The sequence below is a fragment of the Natrinema pellirubrum DSM 15624 genome, from assembly GCF_000230735.2.
GTDB classification, from domain to species: Archaea; Halobacteriota; Halobacteria; order Halobacteriales; family Natrialbaceae; genus Natrinema; species Natrinema pellirubrum.
Genome location: NC_019962.1, coordinates 429,507 through 451,788, shown reverse-complemented (window position 1 = coordinate 451,788; position 22,282 = coordinate 429,507). Strand labels below are relative to the sequence as shown.

Below are 22,282 nucleotides of genomic sequence, written 5' to 3'. Positions count from 1 at the left end.
CCCGCTACTCGTTGCCGCGGCGCTGGCGGAGGTTCTGGCGAGTGAACTGCGGTCGGGCACCGATTCCCTTGGCCGAGCGGAACGACCGGTAGAGCTGGATCAGCACGATAATCGAGAAGACCGCCGCGACGACCGAGGCCCGCGGGGCCTCGAGGGCGTATAAGACGCCCATCGAGAACAGCGACATCGTCAGGAGCATGCCGTAGACGAGCCGCTTGGCGAGGTTCTCGAAGACGTTCGACTCGTCCTCGACGCCGATCCGGACGTAGAGGTCGTCGCGATCGAGCCGGTCGAGGGCCCGCTCGGCCTTGGGGGTGATCCGGGTCAGGGATTGGCCGGTCCGCCGGAGTTGGTCGCCCGTCTCGTCGATGTACTGTCGGATGGACTCCTCGCGGTAGCCCTGTTCGGTCAGGTAGTCGGTCGCGACGGAGATGAAATCGAAGTCCTCGTCTAAGGTCACGCAGACGCCCTCGACGACGGTCGCGACCCGAAGAACGAGCGCGAGGTTCTTCGGGAGCCGGAGCGGGAACTCGTAGATCGAGTCCTCGACCTGCCCGACGATCTGATTGACCCGGTACTGCTCGACGTCCTCGCCGCGGGCGTCCTGGATGGCGATCTCCATGACCTCGGCCATCACGCCTCGATCTGCCTCCGGCGAGAGCGTCCCGATCTCGACCAAGGCGTCGAGGATGCCGTCGATGTCCTGGTTGGCGACGGCGATATAGAAGTCGACGATCTTCTCCTGAACGAACGGATCGACCCGACCCGACATCCCGAAGTCGTAGAAGACGATCAGCCCGTCGTCGGTCACCGCGAGATTTCCGGGGTGGGGATCGGCGTGAAAGACCCCATCGTCCATGATCATCTGCAGGTAGGACCGTTCCAGGTTCTCCGCGACCTGTGTTCGGTCGATCCCTCGTCGTTCGAGTTCCGCGACGTCGTTGATCTTCGTCCCCTCGACGTACTCCATGGTCAGCACGCGGGACCCGGAGTGGCTCCCGATCACGTCGGGGATGAGAAAGCGGTCGTCGTCCGCGAAGTTGCCGCGGATCTCGGTGAGCATCTCCGCCTCGCGCTCGTAGTCCATCTCCTCGCGGATCGTCTTCGAGAACTCCTCGGCCAAGTTCTCGAGCGAGAACGACCGGGCGTCGTCGACGAAGTACAGCAGGATCGGCAGGGACCACTTGATCACCCGCAGGTCCGCCTGCACGAGCGACTCGATGTTCGGTCGCCGGATCTTCACTGCCACGTCGCGGTGGTCGGTACCGTCACTGCTCTCTCGTTCGCGCTCGCTCTCGGCGTCGAGGCGCGCGCGGTAGACCTGTCCCAGACTCGCGCCGCTGATCGGTTCGGTGTCGAACTCGGCGAAGCGCTCGTCGACGGGGCCGAGTTCGTCCTCGAGGACGGTTTTCGCCTCCTCCCAGTCGGCCGGCGGCACGTCGTCTTGCAGCGACGCGAGGACGTCGACGTACGCCGGTGGGAGGATGTCGGGCCGGGTCGAGAGCAACTGCCCCAGCTTGATGAAGGTCGGCCCGAGCGTCAACAGCGACTCGAGCAATACCTCGGCCCGGTGGCGATGGGTCTCGGGATCGACTTGCCGCCGGCGACCGAACAGCAGGAAGCGCCGCCGGTCACGAGCGTAGGCCAGCAACAGCGGGAGGAACTGCCAAGCGACGATGACGAACCGCTTGTATGCACGGAGGGAAGCCAGCCTCTGTCACCCCGTTTGGGCGTCTTCGTCGACGACGTCGATCGTCGTCTCCTCGCCGGTCCCGCGTTTCGGCAGCGTCAACTCGAGGACGCCCCGGTCGACCGTCGCTTCGCCGCCGGCGTCGGAGGCGTCGTCGGGCAGCGGGAGGTCCACCTCGAGAAACAGCGACCGGTTCTCCTCGAGATAGCGGTAGTCGCCGGCGGGGTCTTTCTCCCGTTGGGCGTCGATGGAGATCCGGCCGTCCTCGATCGCGACCTCGAGCGACTCGGCGGAGACGCCCGGGACGTCGAGGACGAGGAGATAGGCCTCCTCGCTCTCGAGCAGATCGAAGAAGACGTCGTCGGAGAGATCCCGCAACGCGTCGCGGAGCGCTGACATAGATACCGGTTCGAACGCCGATACGAAAAAGGCCGCGGTCGCGGCGATCCGTCGATCGCTCGAGCGTCCCGCGGGGAGAGAGACCGTCCGCCAACGGGCCCCCTCGAGTCGGGCGACGGCGGGCAATCGATGTGCGGTGGCGCGCGCTGTCGGCCGCCTGAGTACTTACGAAGGCGGGCGAGAACATTGCGCGAGGGATGAACGAACGAAGTGAGTGAATCGGCTGGGGTGGGTGTGGCCCTCATTGTTGCCAGATAGCAGGACGCGTTAGCTGCTGTTCACGGCAAAAACCACGCTCTGCTCGAGACGACTAGATGGTCGACCTGAATAGATAGTCGACTGGAGAGAGAAGCGTCCTGCTATCGTGGCAACAGGGATTTCCTCGCCCTCCCCAGCCGATTCGTTCGCTCCGTTCAGTCGCTCACTCATCCCTCGCGCAATGTTCTCGGCCGTCCTCGCTAGCGCTCGGTCGGCCGACAGCGCGCGCCACCCACGTCGAACGATCCACGAACGGCGGTATCGGACGGCGGGTTCCCCCACGCTTTTGGCCTCCGGCGACCCGATTCAGGGTATGGAAGGAGCCGACCGCGAGCGCACGGAGGCCGGGTTCAAGGTTCGAACGCCGGTCGACGAGGCGCGCCGGATGCTGCAGGAGGCGGTCGTGGGGGGCGAGGAGGGAGACGTTCCCTGCGGGACCGAGACGGTCGACGTCGATCGCGCGGACGGCCGCGTCCTCGCCGCACCCGTCGAATCGGCCCGCAACGTCCCCCACTACGAACGGGCGGCGATGGACGGCTATGCCGTCCGGGCTGGCGACACCTTCGGGGCCAGCGAGCGCTCGCCGGAAGTGCTGCGGATCGCAGCCCCGGACGGCGAGGGCGACCACGCCACCGCCGACCGGATCGAGCCGGGCACGGCCGCGCGGGTCCACACCGGCAGCGCGCTTCCCGAGGGGGCCGACGCCGTCGTCATGATCGAACGGGTCACCGAGCGCGAGTCGGTCGGCGAACTCGAGGTCGAGGACGCCCTCGCGGAGGGGGAAAACGTCGCGCCGGTCGGCGAGGACGTCGAGGAGGGCCAGCACCTCTACGACGCGGGCCACCGGCTCCGACCGTCGGACCTCGGCCTCCTTCGTTCGGCGGGCTACGGCAGCGTCGCGGTGGCCCAACAGCCGACGGTCGGCGTCGTTCCGACGGGCGAGGAACTCGTCGCGGGCGATCCCGGCCCCGGCGAGGTGATCGAGACCAACGGGCTGACCGTCTCGCGGCTGGCCCAGCGCTGGGGCGCGAAAGCGACCTACCGCGACGTGGTCACCGACGACCCCGAGTCGCTGCGCGTGGCAATCCAGCGCGATCTGACGAAAGACGTCGTCGTCACCACCGGCGGCTCGAGCGTCGGCGAACGGGACCTGTTGCCGGAGGTGATCGACGACTTGGGCGAGGTACTGGCCCACGGCGTCGGGCTCAAGCCCGGCCACCCGGTCTGTCTGGGGATCGTACAGGACACCCCCGTCCTCGCGCTGCCGGGGTATCCCGTCGCCTGCATCGTCAACGCCGTCCAGTTCCTCCGGCCGGTCCTGCGGTGGCTCGAGGGTACCGAGCCCGACCCCCACCCGACGACGCGGGCCCGCCTCGAGCGCAAGATTCCCAGCGAGCCCGGCACGCGGACGTTCGCGCGGGTGCGACTCGAGGAACGCGACGCGCCCGACCGCGGCCCCGACGAGCCCCGCTACGAGGCGGTCCCGACGCGAGCGAGCGGGTCGGGCGTCCTCTCGAGCGTCGCGCTGGCCGACGGCTGGGTGGTCGTCGACGACGACCGCGAGGGGATTCCGGCCGGTGAGACGGTCGCTGTCGAGGACTGGGAAGTGAATCCGTGAGACGACACCGTGGCTCCACGACCGGGGCCACTGTCCGCACACGCGCCACGGAACTGCCGCCGAAACCGCGTCGGACCTACTCGAGGGACTTCGCCCGGTTCTGGTACTCGCCGCCGCAGTCGCAGATGCCGGGATGCGTAGTCGATTCGACGATGTCGCCGCACTCGAGACACTCGTAGGTCGACGCGGACACCGGATCGTTCTCGCCTTCGACGTCCTGATCGTGGGGCATACCCTTGCTTATATCTCGGTTTACATAACATCTCGGCGAGTTCTCACGACGGCGGGTCGTCGGCTCACCGGATCGCGTGCCGGACCGCGTCCCCCAGGGCGTTGACGCGGGCGACGTGTTCGTAGGAGCCGTCCCGGACCCCGTTGGTCACGTACGAAAAGCCGACGTTTTCCTCGGGGTCGGCCCAGCCGACGCTGCTGCCCAGCCCGGCGTGGCCGAAGACGTGTTTCGGCGAGAGCGTGCCGTAGGGCGCGACCGTCGTCCCGCCCTTCCAGAAGCCAAGCGCGAACCGGCCCTCGCGGCCGATCGTGCCGTCGGCCTCGGTCTCGGCCTGGACCTGCGTCATCCGCTTGACCGTCTCGGACTCGAGCAACTGCGTCCCCTCGAGTTCGCCGCCGTTGGCCAGACAGGCGTAAAAGCGAGCCATATCGCTGGCGGTGCCGATCCCGTTGGCAGCCGGGATCACCGCGCGGTGGACCTCCTCGGAATTGAACGGTGCTGCGACCTCGGCGTTCTTTCCGAGCCCCTCGTCGGGATCGCGACAGCGGTCGAACGGCTCGAAGCCGACCAGCGTCGCGACGTCGTCGTCCTCGTCCTCGCGCAGGCCGATCCCGGTGTCGGCCAGTCCGAGCGGGTCGAAGACCCGCTCTCGAGCGGCCGCCTCGATCGGCGTTCCCGATACCCGGCGGACGAGTTCGCCGACCAGCCAGCCGAACGTCAGCGCGTGATAGGCCGGCGTTTCGCCGGGCGTGAAGTTCGGTTCCATTTCCTCGAGTTTCTCGACGACGGCGTCCCAGTCGCCCCAAAGGTCGGGCCGGTCGTCGATCTCGCCGCGGTTGAGCCCCGACGTGTGGCTGAGGACCTGTCGGACGGTGATCTCGGCCTTTTCGGTTCCCTCGTCGGCGAACTCGGGCCAGTGGTCGACGACCCGGTCGTCGTAGGCGAGTTCGCCCTCCTCGACCAGCGAGTGCAGCGTCACCGCCGCGTAGGGCTTCGTACTCGAGAAGAGGATATGCCGTGTCTCGCGGGTCTCCTCGGGGCCGTCGGGCGCTTCGACCCCGCCGGCGAGATCGATCACCGGTTCGCCGTCGACGTAGACGGCGAGTTGGGCCCCGTGGTGGAGGCCGGCCTCGAGATGGCGGTCGAAGAGATCGGCGATGCGCTCGCGGTCCCGCTCGGAAATGCGTGACATGGATCGCACCTCTTCGGGCGGATGCTTAATCGTTGTTGTACGAGAACATATCACAGGAGCGTAGCACCTGACGGCGAGTCGACCGACGTTTTTAGCCGCGGCGCTCCAAGAGCGGGTATGAACCGCAAGGAGTTCCGCGATCTGGCCTCACCCGACGAGGCCCGCGAGGCGATCGACTCGCTGTCCCTCGAGGGCGGGATCGAACGCGTTCCGCTCGAAGACGCCCGCGGCCGTGTCCTCGTCGCGCGACTCGATGCCGAACTCGACGTGCCCGGCTTCGACCGGGCGAGCCTCGACGGCTACGCGCTCCGAGCCCGCGATACGTTCGGCGCGGACGAGGCCGATCCAGCCCACCTCGAGATCGTCGGCGAGGTCCACGCCGGCGCGAAGCCAGACGTGGCACTCGAGGAGGGTCAAGCGGCCGAGATCTCGACCGGTGCGGTGATGCCCGACGGGGCCGATGCGATGGTGCCGGTCGAGCGTACCGATACTGACGGCGACGAGGTCCTGGTCCGTACTTCGGTCGCCCCCGGCGACAACGTCATGTTCGCCGGCGCGGACGTCGCCGCCGGCGAGCGCGCGCTCGGTCCGGGGACGACGATCACGCCCCGGGACATCGGTTTGCTATCGGCGCTGGGCATCGACGAAGTGCCGGTTCGGGCGAAACCGACGGTCGGTATCGTCTCGACCGGCGACGAACTGGTACGGCCGGGCGACGAACTCGAGAGCGATCGGGGCGAGATCTATGACGTCAACAGCTACACGATCGCCGCGGGGGTCGAGGACGCGGGCGGCGAGGCGGTGCTGTATCCCCACGCCGGCGACGAGCAATCGGAGATGGAGGAGATCCTGCGGACCGCGGCCGACGAGTGCGATCTCGTCCTCTCGTCGGGATCGACCAGCGCGAGTGCAGTCGACGTCATCTACCGGGTCATCGAGGAGCAGGGCGAGTTGTTGCTCCACGGCGTGAGCATCAAACCCGGGAAGCCGATGCTGATCGGGCGGTTGGACGACTCCGCGTATGTCGGCCTTCCGGGCTATCCCGTCTCCGCGATGATGGTCTTTCGAACCTTCGTCGCGCCGGCGATCCGCGAGGCCGCCGGGAAGCCAGAGCCCGCATCGGCAACCGTTTCGGGGCGGCTGGCGCGGCAGGAACGCTACGAGGAGGGCCGCCATCGACTCATGCCGGTCGGCCTCGTGACCGACGGCGACGGCGAGGTACTCGTCTACCCCGTCGACAAGGGCAGCGGCGCGACCACCAGCCTCGCGGATGCCGACGGCGTCGTCGAGGTCGGGCCCGAGACCGACTACCTCGAGGCGGGCGAACCCGCCACCGTCACCCTCTTTTCGCCGGACGTCCGGCCGCCGACGCTCTTTGCCGTCGGCGAAGATGACCCGACGTTCTCGCGGCTGCTCGACGGCCTCGAGAACCCCCGCTATCTCTCGGTGGGCAGCCGCCCTGGCCTGCGGCGGCTCCGGGAGGGGGTCCCCGACGCGGCCGTCGTCGCCGGCCCCGTCGAACCCGAGTTCGAAGCGATCGAACTCGGCCGCTGGGAGCGCGAGTGGGGGCTGGTCGTCCCCGCGGGCAACCCCGCCGAACTCGAGGGGCTTGCGGATCTGGTCGATCGCGACCTGCGCTTTATCAATCGGACGACCGACTCCGGCCTGCGCTCGAGCCTCGGCGCTGCGGTGGCCGATCTCGCCGACGAGCGGGGCGTCGACCGCCACGACATCGTCGACGCCATCGACGGCTTCGACTTGGGGCTGCGCGCCCACGAGAGCCCCGCCCGGAAGGTCATCGCCGGCGACGCCGACGCCGGACTGGGCCTGCGCGAGACCGCCGACCGACTCGATCTCGGGTTCGTCCCGCTCGGCGAGCAGCCGGTGTGCGTGCTGGCGAACCCCGATCGAACCGAGAAGGAGGGAGTTCGGGAACTCGAGGCAGCGCTTTCGGACGTATCGTCGGCGCAGCGATAGCAGCGAGTCCTTTCGACCAGTTCTCGGCCGCTCGAGAGCTATCGGCGTTCCGTCGGAGTGAGGAATGGACTGCCCTAAACCAGTCACCCGGTGCGCGGTGGCGCGCGCTGGCGGCCGCCCTCGTTAGCACTCGGTCGGCCGATGACACTGCGCGAGGGATGAGCGAACGCCGGAGGCGTGAGCGAATCGGTTGGGGAGGGCGTGGCCGCTCCGTGGTGCCACGATAGCAGGACATGATTCATTCACACTGTCGTCAAGTGGGTTGTATATCATCATTCCTCGAGCCCGCCGTTTTTGACCGCTCGCTCCCTACGGACGACCATGCGAACCGTCACGACGCTGCCCTCGGCCACCGAAATCGTCGCCGCACTCGGCCGCGAGCCGGTCGGCGTCTCCCACGAGTGCGACTACCCGCCGGCGGCCGCGGACGCCCCCGCGATCACTCGCTCCCGGCTCGAGGTCGACGAGTCGGCCTCGAGCGGCGAGATCGATCAACAGGTCCTCGAGACGGCCGACACCGAGGCCGGCGTCTACGACATCGACGTCGAAACGCTCGACGCCCTCGAGCCCGACGCCATCGTCACGCAGGGGATGTGTGACGTCTGTGCGGTCGACGTGGCGGTGATCGAAGACGCCGTCGCCCGGATCGATGCGAGTCCCGAGATCGTCCCGACCGACCCCCACAGCGTCGGCGACGTGCTGGACGACATCGAACGGATCGGCGCGGCGATCGACCGCCAGCAGCAGGCCAGCGAGTTGCGGGCCGATCTCGAGGCCCGGCTCGAGGCGATCCGGGAGAGGACGGCGGACATTCCGCCCGAAGACCGCCCGCGCGTGGCGATCCTCGACTGGACCGACCCCGCCATGGTCGCGGGCCACTGGACGGCCGAACTCGTCGACTGGGCCGGCGGCGAGTACGGACTGGCCGACGCCGGCGAGCGCTCGCGCCCCCGCGAGTGGGAGGAGATCCGGGCGTACGACCCCGAGGTGCTGATCGTTGCGCCCTGTGGGTTCGGCCTCGAGCAGATCGCACAAAATGCGACGGATCTGACCGAGCGCGACGGCTGGGCGGAGCTGACGGCGGTCCGGGAGGGACGGGTCTGGGCGATGGACGGCGACCACTACCTCAACCGGCCCGGGCCGCGGCTGGTCGACACCCTCGAGGCGCTGGCCCCGATCGTCCACCCCGAGCGATTCGACGGCCCCGACCCCGCGGTCGCGGTGCCGTTCGACGATCTCGAGGCGGACGTCCCGGGCAGCGAGTCCGTCCAGGGAGACCCTCGAGCCGAGGTCGACTCGGGACCGTGATCGTCCTACCGACCGGGATCCGGGAGACGATCCTCGAGCGTGCCCGCGACGGAACGCCTGCGGAGATCTGTGGCGTCCTCGGCGGCGAGTACGACCCCGACGGGCGGAGCCGCGTGGCGTCGCAGTACCCGGCCAGGAACGTCGCCGACGACCCGCGGACCAGATACGAGATCGATCCGGAGCAACAGCTGCGGCTTTTCGACCGGCTCGAGGACAGCGGCGAGGCGATCGTCGGCTTCTATCACTCCCATCCCCGCGGGCCAGCGCGGCCGAGCGCGACCGACGCCGCGAACGCGACCTGGCCCGATCGGTCGTACGTGATCGTCTCGCTCGAGCCCCTCGAGATCGGGTCGTGGCGCTGGCGGACGGGGAGCGACGGAGCCGACGCTCCCGGCGATCGGTTCGAGCGAGAGCAAGTCGTCGTCGAGTGACCCGGTCCGTCTGCGGGGTCAGTCGTCCTCGAGTTCGTCGGCCCGCTCGCGGGCCTCGGCCGCCCGCTCGCGGAACTCTTCGATCCGCTGGGTCAGCTTCTTGCCCGCGGTGTAGGCGAACTCGTCGGGCATCATTCCGTACTCGATCTCGAGGGTGATCATCGTGTCACAGCCCTCGACGATCTCGGGGGCCCAGCTGCCCTGTGCCAGTTTCGACTCGTCGGTGACGATCGCCTCGCCGTCCTCGACGTCGATAAAGGCCGAGACGATGTTCCAGATGTTCGGATTGCTCGAGCTGACCTCGTCGAACAGGCCCTCGAGACGCGACCCTTTGATGTCCTCGTCGCGCAACTCTTCGAGGAGGTCCTCGAGTGCGTCGGCGATCTCCTCGTCGCGGGCGGCCCGCTCGCGGAGGTCGGCGGGCGAGTCGTCGGTGTCGTCGCGCGTCATCGCTGTCCCCCCGTCTCGTCGGTGGCGGCGATCATAGACGATGGTATCGGCTTCGGCACCGTAAACGTACGCTTCCGTTTCGACATTGTATGGTGGAGTCGTCTTCGGAGTCGTCTCTTCAAACGAGAACGTCACCGAACGCGCTGCCATCGTTACGGACGACAACAGGGAGCGCCCTGCTATCGTGGCAACACGGAGTGGCCACACCCTCCCCAACCGATTCGCTCACGCCTCCGGCGTTCGCTCATCCCTCGCACAGTGTCATCGGCCGCCCTCGTTGGCACTCGGTCGGCCGACAGCGCGCGCCACCGCGCCTTCCAAACCAACTGAAAGCTACGACGCATTTTCCAGCACACCGCTCACCCAGACCCGGTTCGGGTCGTCCGTCTCATCCATCCACTCGGTCAGCCGCTCGCGCATGTTTGTGCGGACGGTCTCGTACTCGGGATGGTCGATCAGGTTTCGCAACTCGGCGGGATCGGCCTCGAGGTCGTATAGTTCATCCATATCGGGGCCGTTGTAGACGTATTTGTACGCCGCCGTCCGGACCATCCGCTGACTGTAGAGGCCGAACTCGTCGCCGTGGTACTGGGCGAACGTCGAGTCGCGCCACTCGAGGTCGGCGGGCGGCTCGCCCCCGTTCTCGAGCAGCGGGACCAGGCTCCGCGAGTCGAAGCTCTCCGGAACGGGGACCTCGGCGATCTCGAGGAACGTCGCCGCGAGGTCGTGGAGGTGGACCGGCGTCTCGCAGGTCGCGCCGTCGGTGACGCCGGGCCAGCGGATCTGCAGCGGGATCCGATAGGTATCGTCGTACATCAACGGCCCCTTGTTGAACTGGCGGTGGCTCCCGGCGAAGTCCCCGTGATCGGAGGCGTGGACGACGACCGTCTCGTCGGCCAGCCCGTGGTCGTCGAGGGCCCCGAGGATCCGCTCGAGTTGGTGATCGATCATCGTGAGAAACCCCCAGTACTTCGCGAGCGCCTCGGCCCACAACTCCCAGTCGAAGTCCGCAACGCCGCGGTAGGCGAGGTAGTTCTCGTGGACGCGCGGTTTCCCGTCGTAGGTCTCCGCGTAGCTGTCGGGTGGCTCGATGTCATCCGGATCGTACATCGAGGCGTAGGGTTCCGGGACGACGTAGGGATGGTGGGGCCCGTAGAAATCCGTTCGGTGGAAGAAGGGGCCGTCCCGGTCGCCGTCGGCGTGGGACTCGATCGCGTCGATCGTCCGTTCGGCGAGGAAGTACGCGCGCGTCTCCTCGACGTCGATGGGGGACTTCGCGGCGACGAACGTCCCGTTTTCGCCGTCTCTTGGATCCTCGCCGGTGTAGATCGTCCCCTCGAGTGCGACCTCGCCGACGGGCGTGCCACGCTCCCTGCGGTACTCGCGAAACGCCTCGTCGATGTCGTCGTGGTGCGTGTCGCTCCCGCCGAGATACGAGAAGCCGAAGTCGGCCGGCGTCCGCTCGCGACCGGCGTGCCACTTGCCCGTGTAAGTCAGGTCGTAGCCGGCCGCGACGAGTTCCTCCGAGAACGTCGGCAACTCGTCGGGGAGATCCTCCCGGATTGCGTCGGGCTCGTGGCAGTTGTTCAACATCCCGTGACCGTGGGGGAACTGCCCCGTCAGCAGCGACGCACGAGCGCTCGAGCAGATACTGATCGGGGTGACCGCCTGCTGGAAGCGGACCCCCTCGCTCGAGAGCGAGTCGATCGCCTCGGTTTCGACCGGCGGCCCGTCAGGCGCGCTGGCGTCGTATCGCTCCTGATCGGTGAGGACGAACAGGACGTTCGGGCGGGAGTCGGAGTCGGCCATCGACCGTCGTACACCCCGGTCGCAGTTAATGGTGGGACCTGCGGCGGCTCTCGGCGGCTCTCGGCGGCTCGAGCGCGACTGCCGTATAAGACGCAACCGCGTGAACCCCACCGTTCATTGGGCCGCCCTTCGAGGGGCCGCACGTGCCGAGCGCGTACTGCGACGAATGTGGGTGGGAGTATCGGACCGACGGGGAAACCGGGGAACTCAGCCGGGCGATGATCGACCACTTCGTCGAGACCGGCCACTCGCCGGTCGAGCGCCGCGACGCGGACAGTCGCCCCGAAAACGACGGTGATAGTCGGGGAGCCAAAGCACAGTCGGCAGGGCGGCCGGAGTCGGGAACGGAAGCACAGCGGCCAAACCGCGAGTGAGTCAGGCGAGGTCCTCGAACGTCGGTCGCTCGCGGTCGCCGGGGAACTCGTCGACGGGGACTTGCGTCTGGTCACCCGATTCCATATCCTTGATCGTCACCTCGTCGTTCGCGAGGTCCTGTTCGCCGACGATAACGACCGTCTCGGCATTTATCGAGTCGGCGTAGTCCAGTTGCGCGCCGAACGACCGGCCTGCGATGTCCGTCTCGACGACGTGGCCCCGGTCACGCAGTTCGCCGACGATTCGGGCCGCTTCGGTGCGCGTGTCTCCGATCTGGAGGACGTAGTAGTCGGTCGTCACGTCTTCTTCGGGCCAGACGCCGGCCCGCTGGCAGAGCAACGCGAGCGTCGCGTGGCCCGGCGCGACGCCGACCGCCGGCGTCGGCTGGCCGCCGAAACTCTCGATGAGGTCGTCGTAGCGTCCGCCCCCGAAGATCGACCGTGATACCTCGCCCGCCGAGTCGAAACACTCGAAGACGACGCCCGTGTAGTAATCCAGTCCGCGGGCCGTCTCGAGCGAGATCGTACAGTACTCCCGGGCACCGAAGTCCGCGGCCGCGTCCAGTACGTTCTGTAGGTTCTCGACCGCTGCGGTCACACGCTCGGTCCCCGCGAACGCCTCGACTTCCTCGAGATCGCCGGCCGCGATAAGGTCGCCGAACTCGGCGGCCTGATCAGCCGAGAGGCCGGCCTCGATCAGCAGGTCGTGGTACTCGGCCCGCGAGAGCTTGTCCGATTTGTCGACCGCACGGATCGCCGCCTCGGTGTCGACGTCGGCCTCGTAGCTCTCGAGGACGCCCCCGAGGATGTCCCGGTGAGAAATTCGGAACTCGAAGTGGTCGCCGGTCAGTCCCAGTCCGGTCAGGGCGTCGGCGGCCCACGCGAGGATTTCGGCGTCGGCCGTCGGCTCCGACGAGCCGAAGATGTCGACGTTGGTCTGATAGAACTCGCGGTAGCGGCCCTGCTGGACCTGTTCGTAGCGCCAGAACGGCCGCGTGGAGACCCACTTGATCGGCTTCGACAGTTCCTGCTGTTTCGCGACGACCATCCGGGCAACGGTCGGCGTCAGCTCCGGCGTCAGCGTGACGTGGCGACCGCTCTGGTCCTCGAAGGCGTAGAGTTCGTCGACGATGTCGTCGCCGCTCTTGTCGGTCCACATCTCGGCGCGCTCGAGCGCCGGCGTCCCGATCTCGCGAAAGCCGTACTCGCGGGCAGTGTCCTCCAGCACGTCGATGGCCTCCCGTCTGGCGGCCATCTCGCCGGGGTAGAAGTCACGAAAGCCCTTGATCCGGTCGTACATGGATATCCGTTCGGGGACGCCGAACTTCTATCCTTTCGTTCCGCTCCCGCGGCGCTCGCGGTCGCCACCCGTTTGCGTCGGCGCTGCTTCCCTTCGTTCCACCAGTCCCGTTCCGAGCCCAGCCCGTCGATCGATGTCGACCTGTACCCGACACCGACTGTGCAACGCGTCGCCGACGCCCACGACTGGCAGGTGACGATTACCGAAAGCGAGGCCGGCGGGGCCCGGTTCGAGTTCGCGCGCGGCGGGTATGGACCGGAGCGACACCGTCGTCAGCGGACGTTCGTCACGTACGTCTGATCGTGATCGGGGAAGTAGTCCGCGATTGCCGCCCGCCCCTCCTCCTCGGCGATGAGCGCCCGGAGTTCCGCCTCGTAGTCGGCCCGATCGATCTCCTCGCTCGGACCGACCGTCACGTCCAGTCGGTCGTCGACGAGCCGGTCGACGGCCGAGCGACCGAAGCCCGACAGCGGGGCGATGTAATCGATGTCGTGGCGGTCCTCGAGGCTCTGAGCCTGTGCCCGCGAGACGGTCGGCACACGGTCGTCCCGGCGGGTGCCGTCGGCGATGGCGTCGAACTCCCGTGTCGCCAGTCGCTCCAAGGCATGCTGGTGGACGTGCTGGATGCCGTTTCGCGGGAACCCGTCCTCGCGGATGCGATCGACGGCTTCGCGGGCGACGTCGGGATCACACTCGAGGCGTTCGAAGGCAAAGCCCGCGGACTCGGCCGTTTCGCGGGCGTGTTGCCAGTCGTCGCTGATCCCGAAGTGGGCCGTCAGTAGCGTCACGTCGTAGAACTCCTCGAGCAAGAGTGCGGCCAGCGTCGAGTCCTTGCCGCCGCTGTAGAGCAGTCCGAGCTCCATCACCGGCGCTGGATGTCGAAGCTCTGGGAGTCGGGTTTCAGCTCCTTGAGGAGCTGTTTCATCTTGTCGTCGTCGATCTTCCCCTGAATGCGGCCGCTACGGGCGAGGCTGATGACCTGGCGCTCGACCTGTTCGCCGAACTGGGGCTTGCTCATCTTGACGGTGTTGAGCCGCTTGCGGGCGTCGTCGGTCAGGTGCTGGCGCAACACGGCCTTCTTCTGGGCTTCGGCCTGCTGCTGGGCCGCCTCCTGGCCGCCCTCGCCCTGTTGGGCCTCGGCCCGGTCCTGTAGCTGCTCCATTTTCTTCTGTCGGAGCTCCTCGAGTTTCTCCTCGTCCGGTGAGCCACTCATGGTTGTTACGTACTTGTCCGGCGGGCGGGAAAATGATTACGGACGACGGAAGCGTCGCTCTGGGCGGCGAAATCGATGCGAGAACGGTGCGACGTGAACGGCGTTACGCGTAGCGCTCGAGTTCCGGGCGGTCGAGTTCCTCGAGGACCTCGTCGGCGGTCTCGTCGAGCAGACTCCGGCCGTCGGCGGTGATGCGGCGACCCTCGCCCTCGGCGGTCTCGACGAGGTCTTCCTCCTCGAGCTGCTGGAGGATGGTCCGGATGAGGTTCTTCGAGCCGTCGGTTCGCTTCGCGGGCGCGACCTGATAGCGGTTCGAGCCGCCCTTCGCGCCGCCGTACTCCGTCGAGAGTCGCTCGACGCCGATCGGGCCGCGGTCGGCGACCTTGCGCAGGAGGCTGGCCGCGCGGGTGGCCCAGAAGTCGTCCTGCTCGGGCGGCAGTTCGTTGGCGACGCCGCTCTTGGCGAATTTGCCCCAGTCCGGTTCCTCGAGTCGGTCCGCGAGATCGTCGGCGAGCGCCTCGATGAGGTCGTCCGCCGGAACGTCGTACATCGTAGCCATTGGCGTGTGATTTCCGTCCGCGGCATTTAAGACCATCGTATCGAGCCGATCCGGCCGGCCCGGACCGCTTTTCGCCCTCGAGTCGAAACGGGGGGTATGGACGAACGCGCCGCCCTCCGACTGCTCGAGGGGGAACTCGCGGCGGCCGGCGACGACGCGGCCGTCGTCGACGGACTGGTCGTGACGACGGACATGCTGCACGATCGAACCGACTTTCCGGACGGGACGACCCGGTATACCGCCGGCTGGCGCGCCATCGGCGCGTCGCTGTCGGACGTCGCCGCGATGGGTGCCGAGGCGACGGCCGCGGTCGCAGCCTACGCCGCACCGACCTTCGAACGGGACGAACTGCTCGCCTTCGTTCGTGGCGCGAGCGAAATCTGCGACCACGTCGACGCCGAATACGTCGGCGGCGACCTCGACGGCCACGACGAGTTCACGACGGCGACGACCGCGATCGGCCGCGCCGACGATCCCGTCCGCCGGTCGGGGGCCCGCCCCGGCGACCACGTCTGCGTCACCGGCACCCTCGGCCGCAGCGCGGCCGCGCTCAAGTTGTTCGATCGGGGCCACACCGAGCGGGCGAACGAACTGTTTCGGTTTCGCCCACGGATCGCGGCCGGCCGAGCCCTCGCCCCGCACGCGAGCGCGATGATGGACTCGAGCGACGGGCTGGCCCGCTCGCTGCATCAACTGGCCGAAGCGAGCGATTGCGGCTTCGCGATCGAGTCGGCGGCGGTCCCGATCGACGACGCCGTCCGCGAGGTCACAGACGGTGACGCCGACGCGCTCGAGCGCGCGACGACCTTCGGCGAGGACTTCGAACTCGTCGCGACCGTGCCCGAGGACTCGCTGTCGGCGGTCCGGTCGGCGACCGACGTCCCGCTGTCGGTCCTCGGAACGGTTCGGGAGCGCGACCACGGGATCAGTATGGACGGCGAACAGCTAGCGGACCGGGGTTACACGCACGGGTAGGCGCCGGTGACTGACGGTGACGGCTCAGCCGATGACCATCACCGGAACCGGCATGAAACAGAGCAAGCCGAGCCCGAACGTGACGACGCCGAGGACGGTCCGGCCGGTACCGAGGCGGTCGTCCCGAATCGGCGTCGCTGCCCCCGCCGACGCGAACACCGTCGTCAGCAGCCCCCAGATGATCCAGACCGAGACCGCGTTCACCGTGTACTCCTGGACGTAGTAGAGATAGCCAGCAAGAACGAACAGCGCGCCAGGGACGAGCGCGGCCACGGTGTCGTGGAACTCGCCGGTCATCGCCCGCAAAATGTGGCCGCCGTCGAGCTGGCCGACCGGGATCAGGTTCAGAAACGTGACGAACATCCCGACCCACGCGCCGATGACGACCGGGTTCACGCCCGTCGTCGGGTCGTCACGATACAGCGGCTGGTCGAACGCCGCTGCGAGCAACTCGAGCAGCGGCGGATAGCCCAGTTCGATCCGGACCGCGTCGGGGTTCTGGAGCAGCGCCGGATCGACGGTCACGGGTGGCAGGTGGAGCCCGATCACGCTCACGACGACCGTCGCGACCAGCCCCGCGAGCGGCCCGGCGACGCCGATATCGAACAACGCCTTCCGGTCAGGCATCCGGCCTTTCATCCTGATGACCGCGCCCATCGTCCCGATGAGCGTCGGAATCGGAATGAAGTAGGGCAGCGAGGCCTCGACCCGGTGGTACCGACTCATGACGTAATGGCCCATCTCGTGAACCATGAGAACGCCGAGGATCGCCAGCGAGAACGGCCACGCGTGGAGGAGATCGGTCGGGTTCGCGAACGGGTCGAGCGCCGGATACCACCACCACGAGCCGACGAACAGCGTCGACGCGATCGTCGCCAGCAACAGCACGACGTTCGTCCAGGGGATCCCGTCGATCCCGCGGGTCGCCGGCTCGGCGACGAGGACGTACTCGCCGTGGCGGCGTTCGAACTCGAGGTCGTAGCCCCGGTCGTTGAACGCCGGCCAGAGGTCGCGCATGACCCGCTCGGGGTGGGTCAGCGGGTCGCCGTAGTACACTATCTGATCGTCCTCGCGTCGGACTTCGTAGACTGCAAACACCGACTCGATCCGATCGATCGGCGGTCCGTCCGCGGGGGAACGGCCGTCACGTTCCGTGCCGTCGAAGCCGGACCGGTCGCCGTCGTCCATCACCCGTGATTCGGCTCGGGGCCGTATAAAACGACTGTCGCCGGCAGCCGAATCCGTTTCTCGTGGGCTGGCCGCGGCTATCGGCGAGCGGATAGCAATATGGCTGTCGGCGGGAAAACGAGTACGAACCGCGTCGTCGGTGAACGCGTCAACGTGTTCGGAACGTCGTGCCGGATAGCGTTAGTGACGCGGCGGCACGCGGGAGCGGATGCGGGGACGGGCGGACCGATCGAGCGTCGGTACGGCGTTACGCGGGAGCGACACGCCACGTCGTCGCGCTCGTGTACGACCACTTCTCGATCTCGAGGTCGCTGACCGAGTCGGAGAGCTTGACCATCAACGCGCCGATCTCTTTGGGGGACATCCCGACGTCGTCCGCGATGAACTTGCCTTTGAAGTACAGCTCGCCGTCTTCGGCACGTTCGCGCAGGTAGCGTTTCAGGCGGCGTTCCTTGCTTTCCGTGGAGGGTTGGGCTGTCGTACTCATCGACGATTCTCCCTTGTGGCGGCGACCCGTTATAAAGAAGGGTTGGTTAGCCCCGTTTCGATTGTGTTCAGCTATCCGGAGGGTAATAGACGTTTTATGTTCGGTAATAGAACTATTATCGAACCGCTCAGATCCCGTTAGACGTTTTAAAACCGCTTCTAACATATTATCTTCGGCTCGATAGGCATGGGGAGTTCAATGTCGTCTTTCCCGACCGTTTCGCCCGTTCAGCCCGGCCGGTGAACGACGGGAACGATCACGATCGCTCGTGGACCCAGAACTCGTCCTCGACCGTGACCTCCTTCTTGAACAGTGGGACTTCGTCTTTCAACCGGTTGATCCCGTCCTCGACGGTCCGGAACGCCTCCCCGCGGTGACCGGCCAGCACGACGACGAACACGATGTCCTCGCCGTTCTCGACGATCCCGGTCCGGTGGTAAAGTTCGACCGCAAAGACGCCGTCCCGCGACTCGAGGTCGGCCTCGAGGGCGGCCAAGCGCTCGTCGGCGACGCCCTCGTACTTCTCGAACTCGAGGTACTGCGTGCGCGCGTCGTCCGCACTGTCTTTCGCTCGGACGCGGCCGGTAAACGTCGCGATCGCGCCCGCACGGTCGGCCGCCGGCGACGCCTTGACTCGGGCCACCAGCGACTCGAGGGTTCGGTGGGGTTCGGCCGCCTCGAGGTCGTCGACCAGCGCCGCGAGGTCGAGGCCGGCGGGCCCCTCGACGGTCGCCAGCACCTCGCCGGCGGCCTCGCGGTCGGACCCGTCGCCGCCGACGAGAATCGACGGATACTGCAACGAGGGGACGCCGACCACGACCGCGTACTCGCAGTCGGTCGCCAGCCGGTCGAGGGCGTCGCGGACGCCCATCCCCGTCCCCGAAGCGGTCCAGTCGCCGTCGACGCCAAGGTCGTAAGTGACGTCGCCGCCGCGTGTCGCCGACTCGCGGACTTGCGTCCCGTCGGCGATGGTCGCGTCGTATCTGACGACCCCGACCCGCCCCCGCTCGGAGAGCCGGTCGACGACCCGATCGACGACCGCCTCGAGCGCGTCGCCGTCGGCTCCCGCGTCGCGAACACCGAGTACGTGCATGGCTAGACTGTGGGTCGGTCGGGGTTTGTAGCTGTCGACGAAAGCCCCGCGGCCGGGGGTCGTCGCGGTCGGGACGCGGTGCCTCGAGCCGTCGAACGCTGGTCCGGGATTTTGGGTCTCGGTCGCGAACGATTCGTATGGCGCTCCGAATCGGCTTCACCGGTGACGTCATGCTCGGGCGGCTCGTCGACGAGCGCCATCGGAGCCGCCCGGTCGACGCCGTCTGGGGCACCGTCCTCGAGCGGCTCCACGGACTGGACGGGCTGGTGTGCAACCTCGAGTGCGTCCTCTCGACGCGGGGTCGGGAGTGGCAGCGAACTCACCGTCCGTTTCACTTTCGGGCCGACCCCGACTGGGCGGTCCCGGCGCTCGAGCGCGCGGGCGTCGACGCCTGTGCGCTGGCGAACAACCACGTCCTCGACTACGAGGAGACCGCGTTACGGGACACCCTCGCCGCGCTCGACGACGCCGGGATCGCCCGCACGGGTGCGGGTGAGACGCTCGACGAAGCGCTCGAGTCGGCGGTGCTGACGATCCCCAACTCCGAGGCAAGCGGCGGCAACGACGGACTCGACCTCGCGATCGTCTCGTTTACCGACAACACGCCCGAATACGCCGCCGACGCGGACTCGCCGGGAACGGCCCGGATCGAGATCGACGCCGACGATCCGGAGACGCGACGGCTCGTCCGGGATGCCCTCGAGCGCGCACGCGAACGAGATCCTGATATACTGGTGGCCTCGCTACACTGGGGGCCGAACATGGTGACGGAACCGCCGGACTCTTTCAGGGACTTCGGTCACTGGCTCGTCGAGAACGGCGTCGATCTCGTCCACGGCCACAGTGCCCACGTCTTGCAGGGGATCGAGGTCTACGAGGGGGTTCCGATCTGCTACGATACGGGCGATTTCGTGGACGACTACCGGATCGACGAGGCGTTGCACAACGACCGCAGTTTCCTGTTCGTTCTGCGTGTGACGCCCGCGGGTGGAGTCCGCGACCTCCGGTTGTATCCCACCGAAATCGACGGCTGTGCGGTCCACGAGGCGAGCCCGGACGCGGCCGCGTGGGCCCGAGATCGGATACGCGAACTGTCCGATCCGTTCGGGACCGAGTTCGAGCGCGAAGGCGACGGACTCGTCCTGTCGCTCGAGCGGTGAGTCGCGGCGGCGACTGGCTCGAGCGGTGTGTCACCACGCCGTCCGGGCAGTTGACAACCCTTAAGATAGCAACTCCGCTACACCGGGGTAGTATGAAAGTGGTCGTCTCCATCGGCGGGAGCGTACTCGTCCCCGAGCCGGGCGCGGATCGGGTGGCCGAGCACGCCGCCGTCATCGAGGATCTCATCAGCGAAGGCTGTCGGATCGGGGCCGTCGTCGGGGGTGGCGGCGTCGCCCGCGAATACATCGGAGCCGCTCGCGACCTCGGGGCCAACGAGATCGAACTCGACCAGCTCGGGATCGACGTTACCCGACTCAACGCACGGCTGCTCATCGCCGCGCTCAGCGAGGAGTCGGTGACCGCGCCCGCACTGGACTACGAGGAGGCAAGCGAGGCGCTGCGCCGGGACGACATCTGCATCATGGGCGGGGTCGCACCGGCCCAGACGACCGACGCGGTCGGGGCCGCCCTCGCTGAGTACATCGACGCCGACCTGCTGGTCTACGCCACGAGCGTCCCCGGCGTCTACAGCGCCGACCCCAACGAGGACGACGACGCGACCAAACACGATCGGCTCTCCGCGACGGAACTGGTCGACGCCATCGCCGGCCTCGAGATGAACGCCGGCGCCTCCGCGCCCGTGGACCTGCTGGCGGCGAAGATCATCGAGCGCTCGGGGATGCGGACGATCGTCCTCGACGGCACCGATCCGGACCGGATCGCCCGCGCCGTTCGGTACGGCGATCACGAGGGGACCGACATCGTCCCCGACGGTGCCGGCGCGGAACCGACCTACTGGGCGGCCGACGAGCAATGAGTGCCGACGGCGACGCCGACGAGGAGACCGGCGACGCGGCGGCGTCGGACGCGATCAGTCCCTACACGCTCCAGAGTGAGGAGGCAAGCGAGACACGCCACGCGTTCTGGGCCGACACGGTCGCGGACCGCATCGAAGCGCGCGATCCCGACGAGCCGATCGTCGTCAAGGGCGGTATCTCGCCCTCGGGCGTTCCTCACCTGGGCAACGTCAACGAGATCATGCGGGGGTACTTCGTCGCCGAGGTGCTTCGGGACCGCGGCCACGAGGTCCGACAGGTCTTCACCGCCGACGACCGCGACCCGCTCCGGGGACTGCCCCGGACCCTCTGTGACCTCGAGGGGAACCTCGTCGATCTCGGCGAGGTCGACGCCGGCGCGCTCGGCCGGAACCTCGGCGCGCCCTACACCGATATCCCGGATCCGTTCGGCTGCTGTGACTCCTACGGCGACCACTTCGCGACGATCATCCAGGACAGCGCCGACGCACTCGACGTGCCGATCGAACTGGTTTCGAACACCGAGCTGTACGAGTCCGGCGAGTTCGATGCCGTGACCCGGTTCGTCCTCGAACACCGCGAGCGGGCGAGTGAGGTCCTCTCGAAGTACCAGGACAAAGTCGACGCAGACGGCGACTACGTCCCGTTTAACCCGATCTGCGAGGAGTGTGGGAAAGTCACCGAGACGGTGACGAGCGTCGAGCTGGCCGGTGACGAACCGACCGTCGACTACCGCTGTACCGACATGGAGGCCGGCGACCAGACGATCGACGGCTGCGGCCACGAGGGTACCGCCACGCTGCGGGAGGGGAAGCTCCCGTGGCGCTTCGAGTGGCCCGGCCAGTGGCAGCTGCTGGGCGTCGACTTCGAGCCCTTCGGAAAGGACCACGCCGAAGGCTCGTGGCCGAGTGGCCAAGACGTCGCCCGCAACGTCCTCGAGATCGAGCCCCCGGTGCCGATGGTCTACGAGTGGTTTACCCTCGACGGCGAGCCCTTCTCCTCCTCGGCCGGCAACGTCATTCTCGTCTCGGACGTCCTGGAACTGCTCGAGCCCGAAGTCCTGCGGTACTTCTTCGTGAAGGATCCCGTGAAGGCACGCGACTTCAGCATCGAACACCTCGACCAGCTGGTCGACGAGTTCGACCGGCTCGAGGCGATCTACTTCGGCGAGATCGAGGCCGACGAGGACGAGCGGGCATTCGCCGAGCGGGTCTACCCCTTCATTGTCGAAGCGCCCCGCGAGGAGCGAATCCGGCTGCCCTACACCTTCGCCGCGGTACTCGGGATGTTCGACGATCCCGACCTGCGCGAGGACGTCGCTCGCAAAGAAGGCCACATTCCCGACGATGCGCCCGAGTGGGCGATCGAGGACGCCCTGGATCGGGTCGAACAGGCCCGCAACTGGGCACGGCGTACCGGCAACGAGTTCGACTACGAACTCAAACGGACGGCGATCCCGGATCACGACTTCGACGCGGCGACCGAGGACGCGCTGGCGGAGTTGGCCGACTTCATCGAAGCGGGCCACGAGCCCGACGAGATCCAGGGCGAGATCTACGAGACCGCAAAGCGCCACGACGTCGATGTCGGCGACTTCTTCGCGGCGGGGTACCGGCTGTTCTTCGACGAGGACCAGGGGCCGAAACTCGGCCCGTTCCTCGCGAAGGTCGACCGGGAGTTCGTCGTCGCGCGGCTCCGGCGGGAACGCTAGGACAGACAAAAGCCATTTGAGAACGCCCGCCCGAGGTAGTAC

The 22,282-nt window shown here is 67.6% G+C and carries 23 protein-coding genes; 10 read left to right on the top strand and 13 right to left on the bottom strand.

What is annotated here, in order from left to right; all coding sequences use genetic code 11:
* Positions 1-4 precede the first annotated feature (4 nt).
* Both NATPE_RS02230 and NATPE_RS02225 read right to left on the bottom strand, forming a co-directional pair.
* The gene (locus NATPE_RS02230; RefSeq protein ID WP_006180212.1) at positions 5-1,651 is read right to left on the bottom strand and encodes an ABC1 kinase family protein; all 1,647 of its coding nucleotides are present in this window, start codon (positions 1,649-1,651) and stop codon (positions 5-7) included.
* A 66-nt stretch (positions 1,652-1,717) separates the two neighbouring features.
* On the bottom strand, positions 1,718-2,089 hold the full coding sequence (locus NATPE_RS02225) for an Hsp20/alpha crystallin family protein (protein WP_015298707.1): 372 nt from the start codon (positions 2,087-2,089) through the stop codon (positions 1,718-1,720).
* Positions 2,090-2,660: 571 nt separating this feature from the next.
* Here NATPE_RS02225 and NATPE_RS02220 point away from each other — a divergent pair.
* The gene (locus NATPE_RS02220) at positions 2,661-3,965 is read left to right on the top strand and encodes a molybdopterin molybdotransferase MoeA (RefSeq protein WP_015298706.1); all 1,305 of its coding nucleotides are present in this window, start codon (positions 2,661-2,663) and stop codon (positions 3,963-3,965) included.
* A gap of 76 nt (positions 3,966-4,041) precedes the next feature.
* Here NATPE_RS02220 and NATPE_RS22070 read toward each other — a convergent pair whose 3' ends face one another.
* Positions 4,042-4,197 carry a rubrerythrin-like domain-containing protein gene (locus NATPE_RS22070; protein WP_006180215.1) on the bottom strand — a complete coding sequence of 52 codons (156 nt, stop codon included), beginning with the start codon at positions 4,195-4,197 and terminating at the stop codon, positions 4,042-4,044.
* A gap of 64 nt (positions 4,198-4,261) precedes the next feature.
* Positions 4,262-5,389: an EstA family serine hydrolase gene (locus NATPE_RS02215; RefSeq protein ID WP_006180216.1), complete on the bottom strand. Its 1,128-nt coding sequence runs from the start codon at positions 5,387-5,389 to the stop codon at positions 4,262-4,264.
* Between the two features lie 117 nt (positions 5,390-5,506).
* Between NATPE_RS02215 and NATPE_RS02210 the strand changes: the two genes are divergently transcribed.
* The 3 genes from NATPE_RS02210 to NATPE_RS02200 all read left to right on the top strand — a co-directional run bounded on the left by NATPE_RS02210 (position 5,507) and on the right by NATPE_RS02200 (position 9,105).
* Positions 5,507-7,366, top strand: coding sequence for a molybdopterin biosynthesis protein (locus NATPE_RS02210; protein ID WP_015298705.1), 1,860 nt, complete (start codon positions 5,507-5,509; stop codon positions 7,364-7,366).
* Between the two features lie 321 nt (positions 7,367-7,687).
* Entirely contained in the window at positions 7,688-8,674 is a 987-nt protein-coding gene (locus NATPE_RS02205; protein ID WP_006180217.1) for an ABC transporter substrate-binding protein, read from the top strand.
* Complete coding sequence (locus NATPE_RS02200; protein ID WP_006180218.1) at positions 8,671-9,105, top strand: desampylase; 435 nt, start codon at positions 8,671-8,673, stop codon at positions 9,103-9,105. Before NATPE_RS02205 ends, NATPE_RS02200 begins: the two co-directional genes overlap by 4 nt.
* 18 nt (positions 9,106-9,123) lie before the next feature.
* Here the strand turns inward: NATPE_RS02200 and NATPE_RS02195 are convergent, their stop codons facing one another.
* Positions 9,124-9,555: a hypothetical protein gene (locus tag NATPE_RS02195; protein ID WP_172637282.1), complete on the bottom strand. Its 432-nt coding sequence runs from the start codon at positions 9,553-9,555 to the stop codon at positions 9,124-9,126.
* 333 nt (positions 9,556-9,888) lie between these two features.
* A complete protein-coding gene (locus NATPE_RS02190) occupies positions 9,889-11,364 on the bottom strand; it encodes a sulfatase-like hydrolase/transferase (RefSeq protein ID WP_006180220.1) in 1,476 nt (491 codons plus the stop codon).
* Positions 11,365-11,507: 143 nt separating this feature from the next.
* Between NATPE_RS02190 and NATPE_RS02185 the strand changes: the two genes are divergently transcribed.
* On the top strand, positions 11,508-11,738 hold the full coding sequence (locus tag NATPE_RS02185) for a hypothetical protein (RefSeq protein ID WP_006180221.1): 231 nt from the start codon (positions 11,508-11,510) through the stop codon (positions 11,736-11,738).
* Position 11,739: 1 nt separating this feature from the next.
* Here the strand turns inward: NATPE_RS02185 and hisS are convergent, their stop codons facing one another.
* Positions 11,740-13,038: a histidine--tRNA ligase gene (gene hisS / locus NATPE_RS02180; protein ID WP_006180222.1), complete on the bottom strand. Its 1,299-nt coding sequence runs from the start codon at positions 13,036-13,038 to the stop codon at positions 11,740-11,742.
* 159 nt (positions 13,039-13,197) lie between these two features.
* Here hisS and NATPE_RS22525 point away from each other — a divergent pair, with 159 nt between their 5' ends.
* Positions 13,198-13,338, top strand: coding sequence for an ATP-binding protein (locus tag NATPE_RS22525; protein WP_006180223.1), 141 nt, complete (start codon positions 13,198-13,200; stop codon positions 13,336-13,338).
* On the opposite strand, the gene NATPE_RS02175 is transcribed toward NATPE_RS22525, so the two are convergent.
* The 3 genes from NATPE_RS02175 to NATPE_RS02165 form a co-directional block, all read right to left on the bottom strand.
* Positions 13,311-13,901 carry an alpha hydrolase gene (locus NATPE_RS02175; protein ID WP_006180224.1) on the bottom strand — a complete coding sequence of 197 codons (591 nt, stop codon included), beginning with the start codon at positions 13,899-13,901 and terminating at the stop codon, positions 13,311-13,313. The genes NATPE_RS22525 and NATPE_RS02175 overlap by 28 nt on opposite strands.
* Positions 13,901-14,251 (bottom strand): DNA-binding protein, encoded by a 351-nt coding sequence (locus NATPE_RS02170; protein ID WP_006180225.1) that lies wholly within the window; start codon positions 14,249-14,251, stop codon positions 13,901-13,903. Before NATPE_RS02170 ends, NATPE_RS02175 begins: the two co-directional genes overlap by 1 nt.
* A 103-nt stretch (positions 14,252-14,354) precedes the next feature.
* Complete coding sequence (locus NATPE_RS02165) at positions 14,355-14,810, bottom strand: 30S ribosomal protein S19e (protein ID WP_006180226.1); 456 nt, start codon at positions 14,808-14,810, stop codon at positions 14,355-14,357.
* A 96-nt stretch (positions 14,811-14,906) separates the two neighbouring features.
* Here NATPE_RS02165 and thiL point away from each other — a divergent pair, with 96 nt between their 5' ends.
* Positions 14,907-15,785, top strand: a complete 879-nt coding sequence (thiL, locus tag NATPE_RS02160; RefSeq protein ID WP_006180227.1) for a thiamine-phosphate kinase — start codon at positions 14,907-14,909, stop codon at positions 15,783-15,785.
* 24 nt (positions 15,786-15,809) lie between these two features.
* On the opposite strand, the gene NATPE_RS02155 is transcribed toward thiL, so the two are convergent.
* From NATPE_RS02155 to NATPE_RS02145, 3 genes are all read right to left on the bottom strand, one after another.
* Positions 15,810-16,973 carry a site-2 protease family protein gene (locus tag NATPE_RS02155; RefSeq protein ID WP_006180228.1) on the bottom strand — a complete coding sequence of 388 codons (1,164 nt, stop codon included), beginning with the start codon at positions 16,971-16,973 and terminating at the stop codon, positions 15,810-15,812.
* Positions 16,974-17,220: 247 nt separating this feature from the next.
* Positions 17,221-17,460, bottom strand: coding sequence for a DUF7123 family protein (locus NATPE_RS02150; RefSeq protein WP_006180229.1), 240 nt, complete (start codon positions 17,458-17,460; stop codon positions 17,221-17,223).
* A gap of 256 nt (positions 17,461-17,716) precedes the next feature.
* The gene (locus tag NATPE_RS02145; RefSeq protein WP_006180230.1) at positions 17,717-18,553 is read right to left on the bottom strand and encodes a molybdopterin synthase; all 837 of its coding nucleotides are present in this window, start codon (positions 18,551-18,553) and stop codon (positions 17,717-17,719) included.
* A gap of 137 nt (positions 18,554-18,690) precedes the next feature.
* On the opposite strand from NATPE_RS02145, the gene NATPE_RS02140 reads away from it, so the two are divergent.
* The 3 genes from NATPE_RS02140 (at position 18,691) to lysS (ending at position 22,240) form a co-directional block, all read left to right on the top strand.
* Positions 18,691-19,713 (top strand): CapA family protein, encoded by a 1,023-nt coding sequence (locus NATPE_RS02140; RefSeq protein ID WP_006180231.1) that lies wholly within the window; start codon positions 18,691-18,693, stop codon positions 19,711-19,713.
* 92 nt (positions 19,714-19,805) lie between these two features.
* Entirely contained in the window at positions 19,806-20,531 is a 726-nt protein-coding gene (gene pyrH, locus NATPE_RS02135) for a UMP kinase (RefSeq protein ID WP_006180232.1), read from the top strand.
* Positions 20,528-22,240, top strand: a complete 1,713-nt coding sequence (lysS, locus tag NATPE_RS02130) for a lysine--tRNA ligase (RefSeq protein WP_006180234.1) — start codon at positions 20,528-20,530, stop codon at positions 22,238-22,240. The genes pyrH and lysS overlap by 4 nt, the downstream gene beginning before the upstream one ends.
* Positions 22,241-22,282 lie beyond the last annotated feature (42 nt).

Coding starts and splice junctions, on each gene's coding strand:
- NATPE_RS02225 (WP_015298707.1), bottom strand. CDS start 2,089: ATGTCAGCGCTCCGCGACGCGTTGCGGGATCTCTCCGACGACGTCTTC.
- NATPE_RS02220 (WP_015298706.1), top strand. CDS start 2,661: ATGGAAGGAGCCGACCGCGAGCGCACGGAGGCCGGGTTCAAGGTTCGA.
- NATPE_RS22070 (WP_006180215.1), bottom strand. CDS start 4,197: ATGCCCCACGATCAGGACGTCGAAGGCGAGAACGATCCGGTGTCCGCG.
- NATPE_RS02215 (WP_006180216.1), bottom strand. CDS start 5,389: ATGTCACGCATTTCCGAGCGGGACCGCGAGCGCATCGCCGATCTCTTC.
- NATPE_RS02210 (WP_015298705.1), top strand. CDS start 5,507: ATGAACCGCAAGGAGTTCCGCGATCTGGCCTCACCCGACGAGGCCCGC.
- NATPE_RS02205 (WP_006180217.1), top strand. CDS start 7,688: ATGCGAACCGTCACGACGCTGCCCTCGGCCACCGAAATCGTCGCCGCA.
- NATPE_RS02195 (WP_172637282.1), bottom strand. CDS start 9,555: ATGACGCGCGACGACACCGACGACTCGCCCGCCGACCTCCGCGAGCGG.
- NATPE_RS02190 (WP_006180220.1), bottom strand. CDS start 11,364: ATGGCCGACTCCGACTCCCGCCCGAACGTCCTGTTCGTCCTCACCGAT.
- hisS (WP_006180222.1), bottom strand. CDS start 13,038: ATGTACGACCGGATCAAGGGCTTTCGTGACTTCTACCCCGGCGAGATG.
- NATPE_RS02175 (WP_006180224.1), bottom strand. CDS start 13,901: ATGGAGCTCGGACTGCTCTACAGCGGCGGCAAGGACTCGACGCTGGCC.
- NATPE_RS02170 (WP_006180225.1), bottom strand. CDS start 14,251: ATGAGTGGCTCACCGGACGAGGAGAAACTCGAGGAGCTCCGACAGAAG.
- NATPE_RS02165 (WP_006180226.1), bottom strand. CDS start 14,810: ATGGCTACGATGTACGACGTTCCGGCGGACGACCTCATCGAGGCGCTC.
- thiL (WP_006180227.1), top strand. CDS start 14,907: ATGGACGAACGCGCCGCCCTCCGACTGCTCGAGGGGGAACTCGCGGCG.
- NATPE_RS02155 (WP_006180228.1), bottom strand. CDS start 16,973: ATGGACGACGGCGACCGGTCCGGCTTCGACGGCACGGAACGTGACGGC.
- NATPE_RS02150 (WP_006180229.1), bottom strand. CDS start 17,460: ATGAGTACGACAGCCCAACCCTCCACGGAAAGCAAGGAACGCCGCCTG.
- NATPE_RS02145 (WP_006180230.1), bottom strand. CDS start 18,553: ATGCACGTACTCGGTGTTCGCGACGCGGGAGCCGACGGCGACGCGCTC.
- NATPE_RS02140 (WP_006180231.1), top strand. CDS start 18,691: ATGGCGCTCCGAATCGGCTTCACCGGTGACGTCATGCTCGGGCGGCTC.
- pyrH (WP_006180232.1), top strand. CDS start 19,806: ATGAAAGTGGTCGTCTCCATCGGCGGGAGCGTACTCGTCCCCGAGCCG.
- lysS (WP_006180234.1), top strand. CDS start 20,528: ATGAGTGCCGACGGCGACGCCGACGAGGAGACCGGCGACGCGGCGGCG.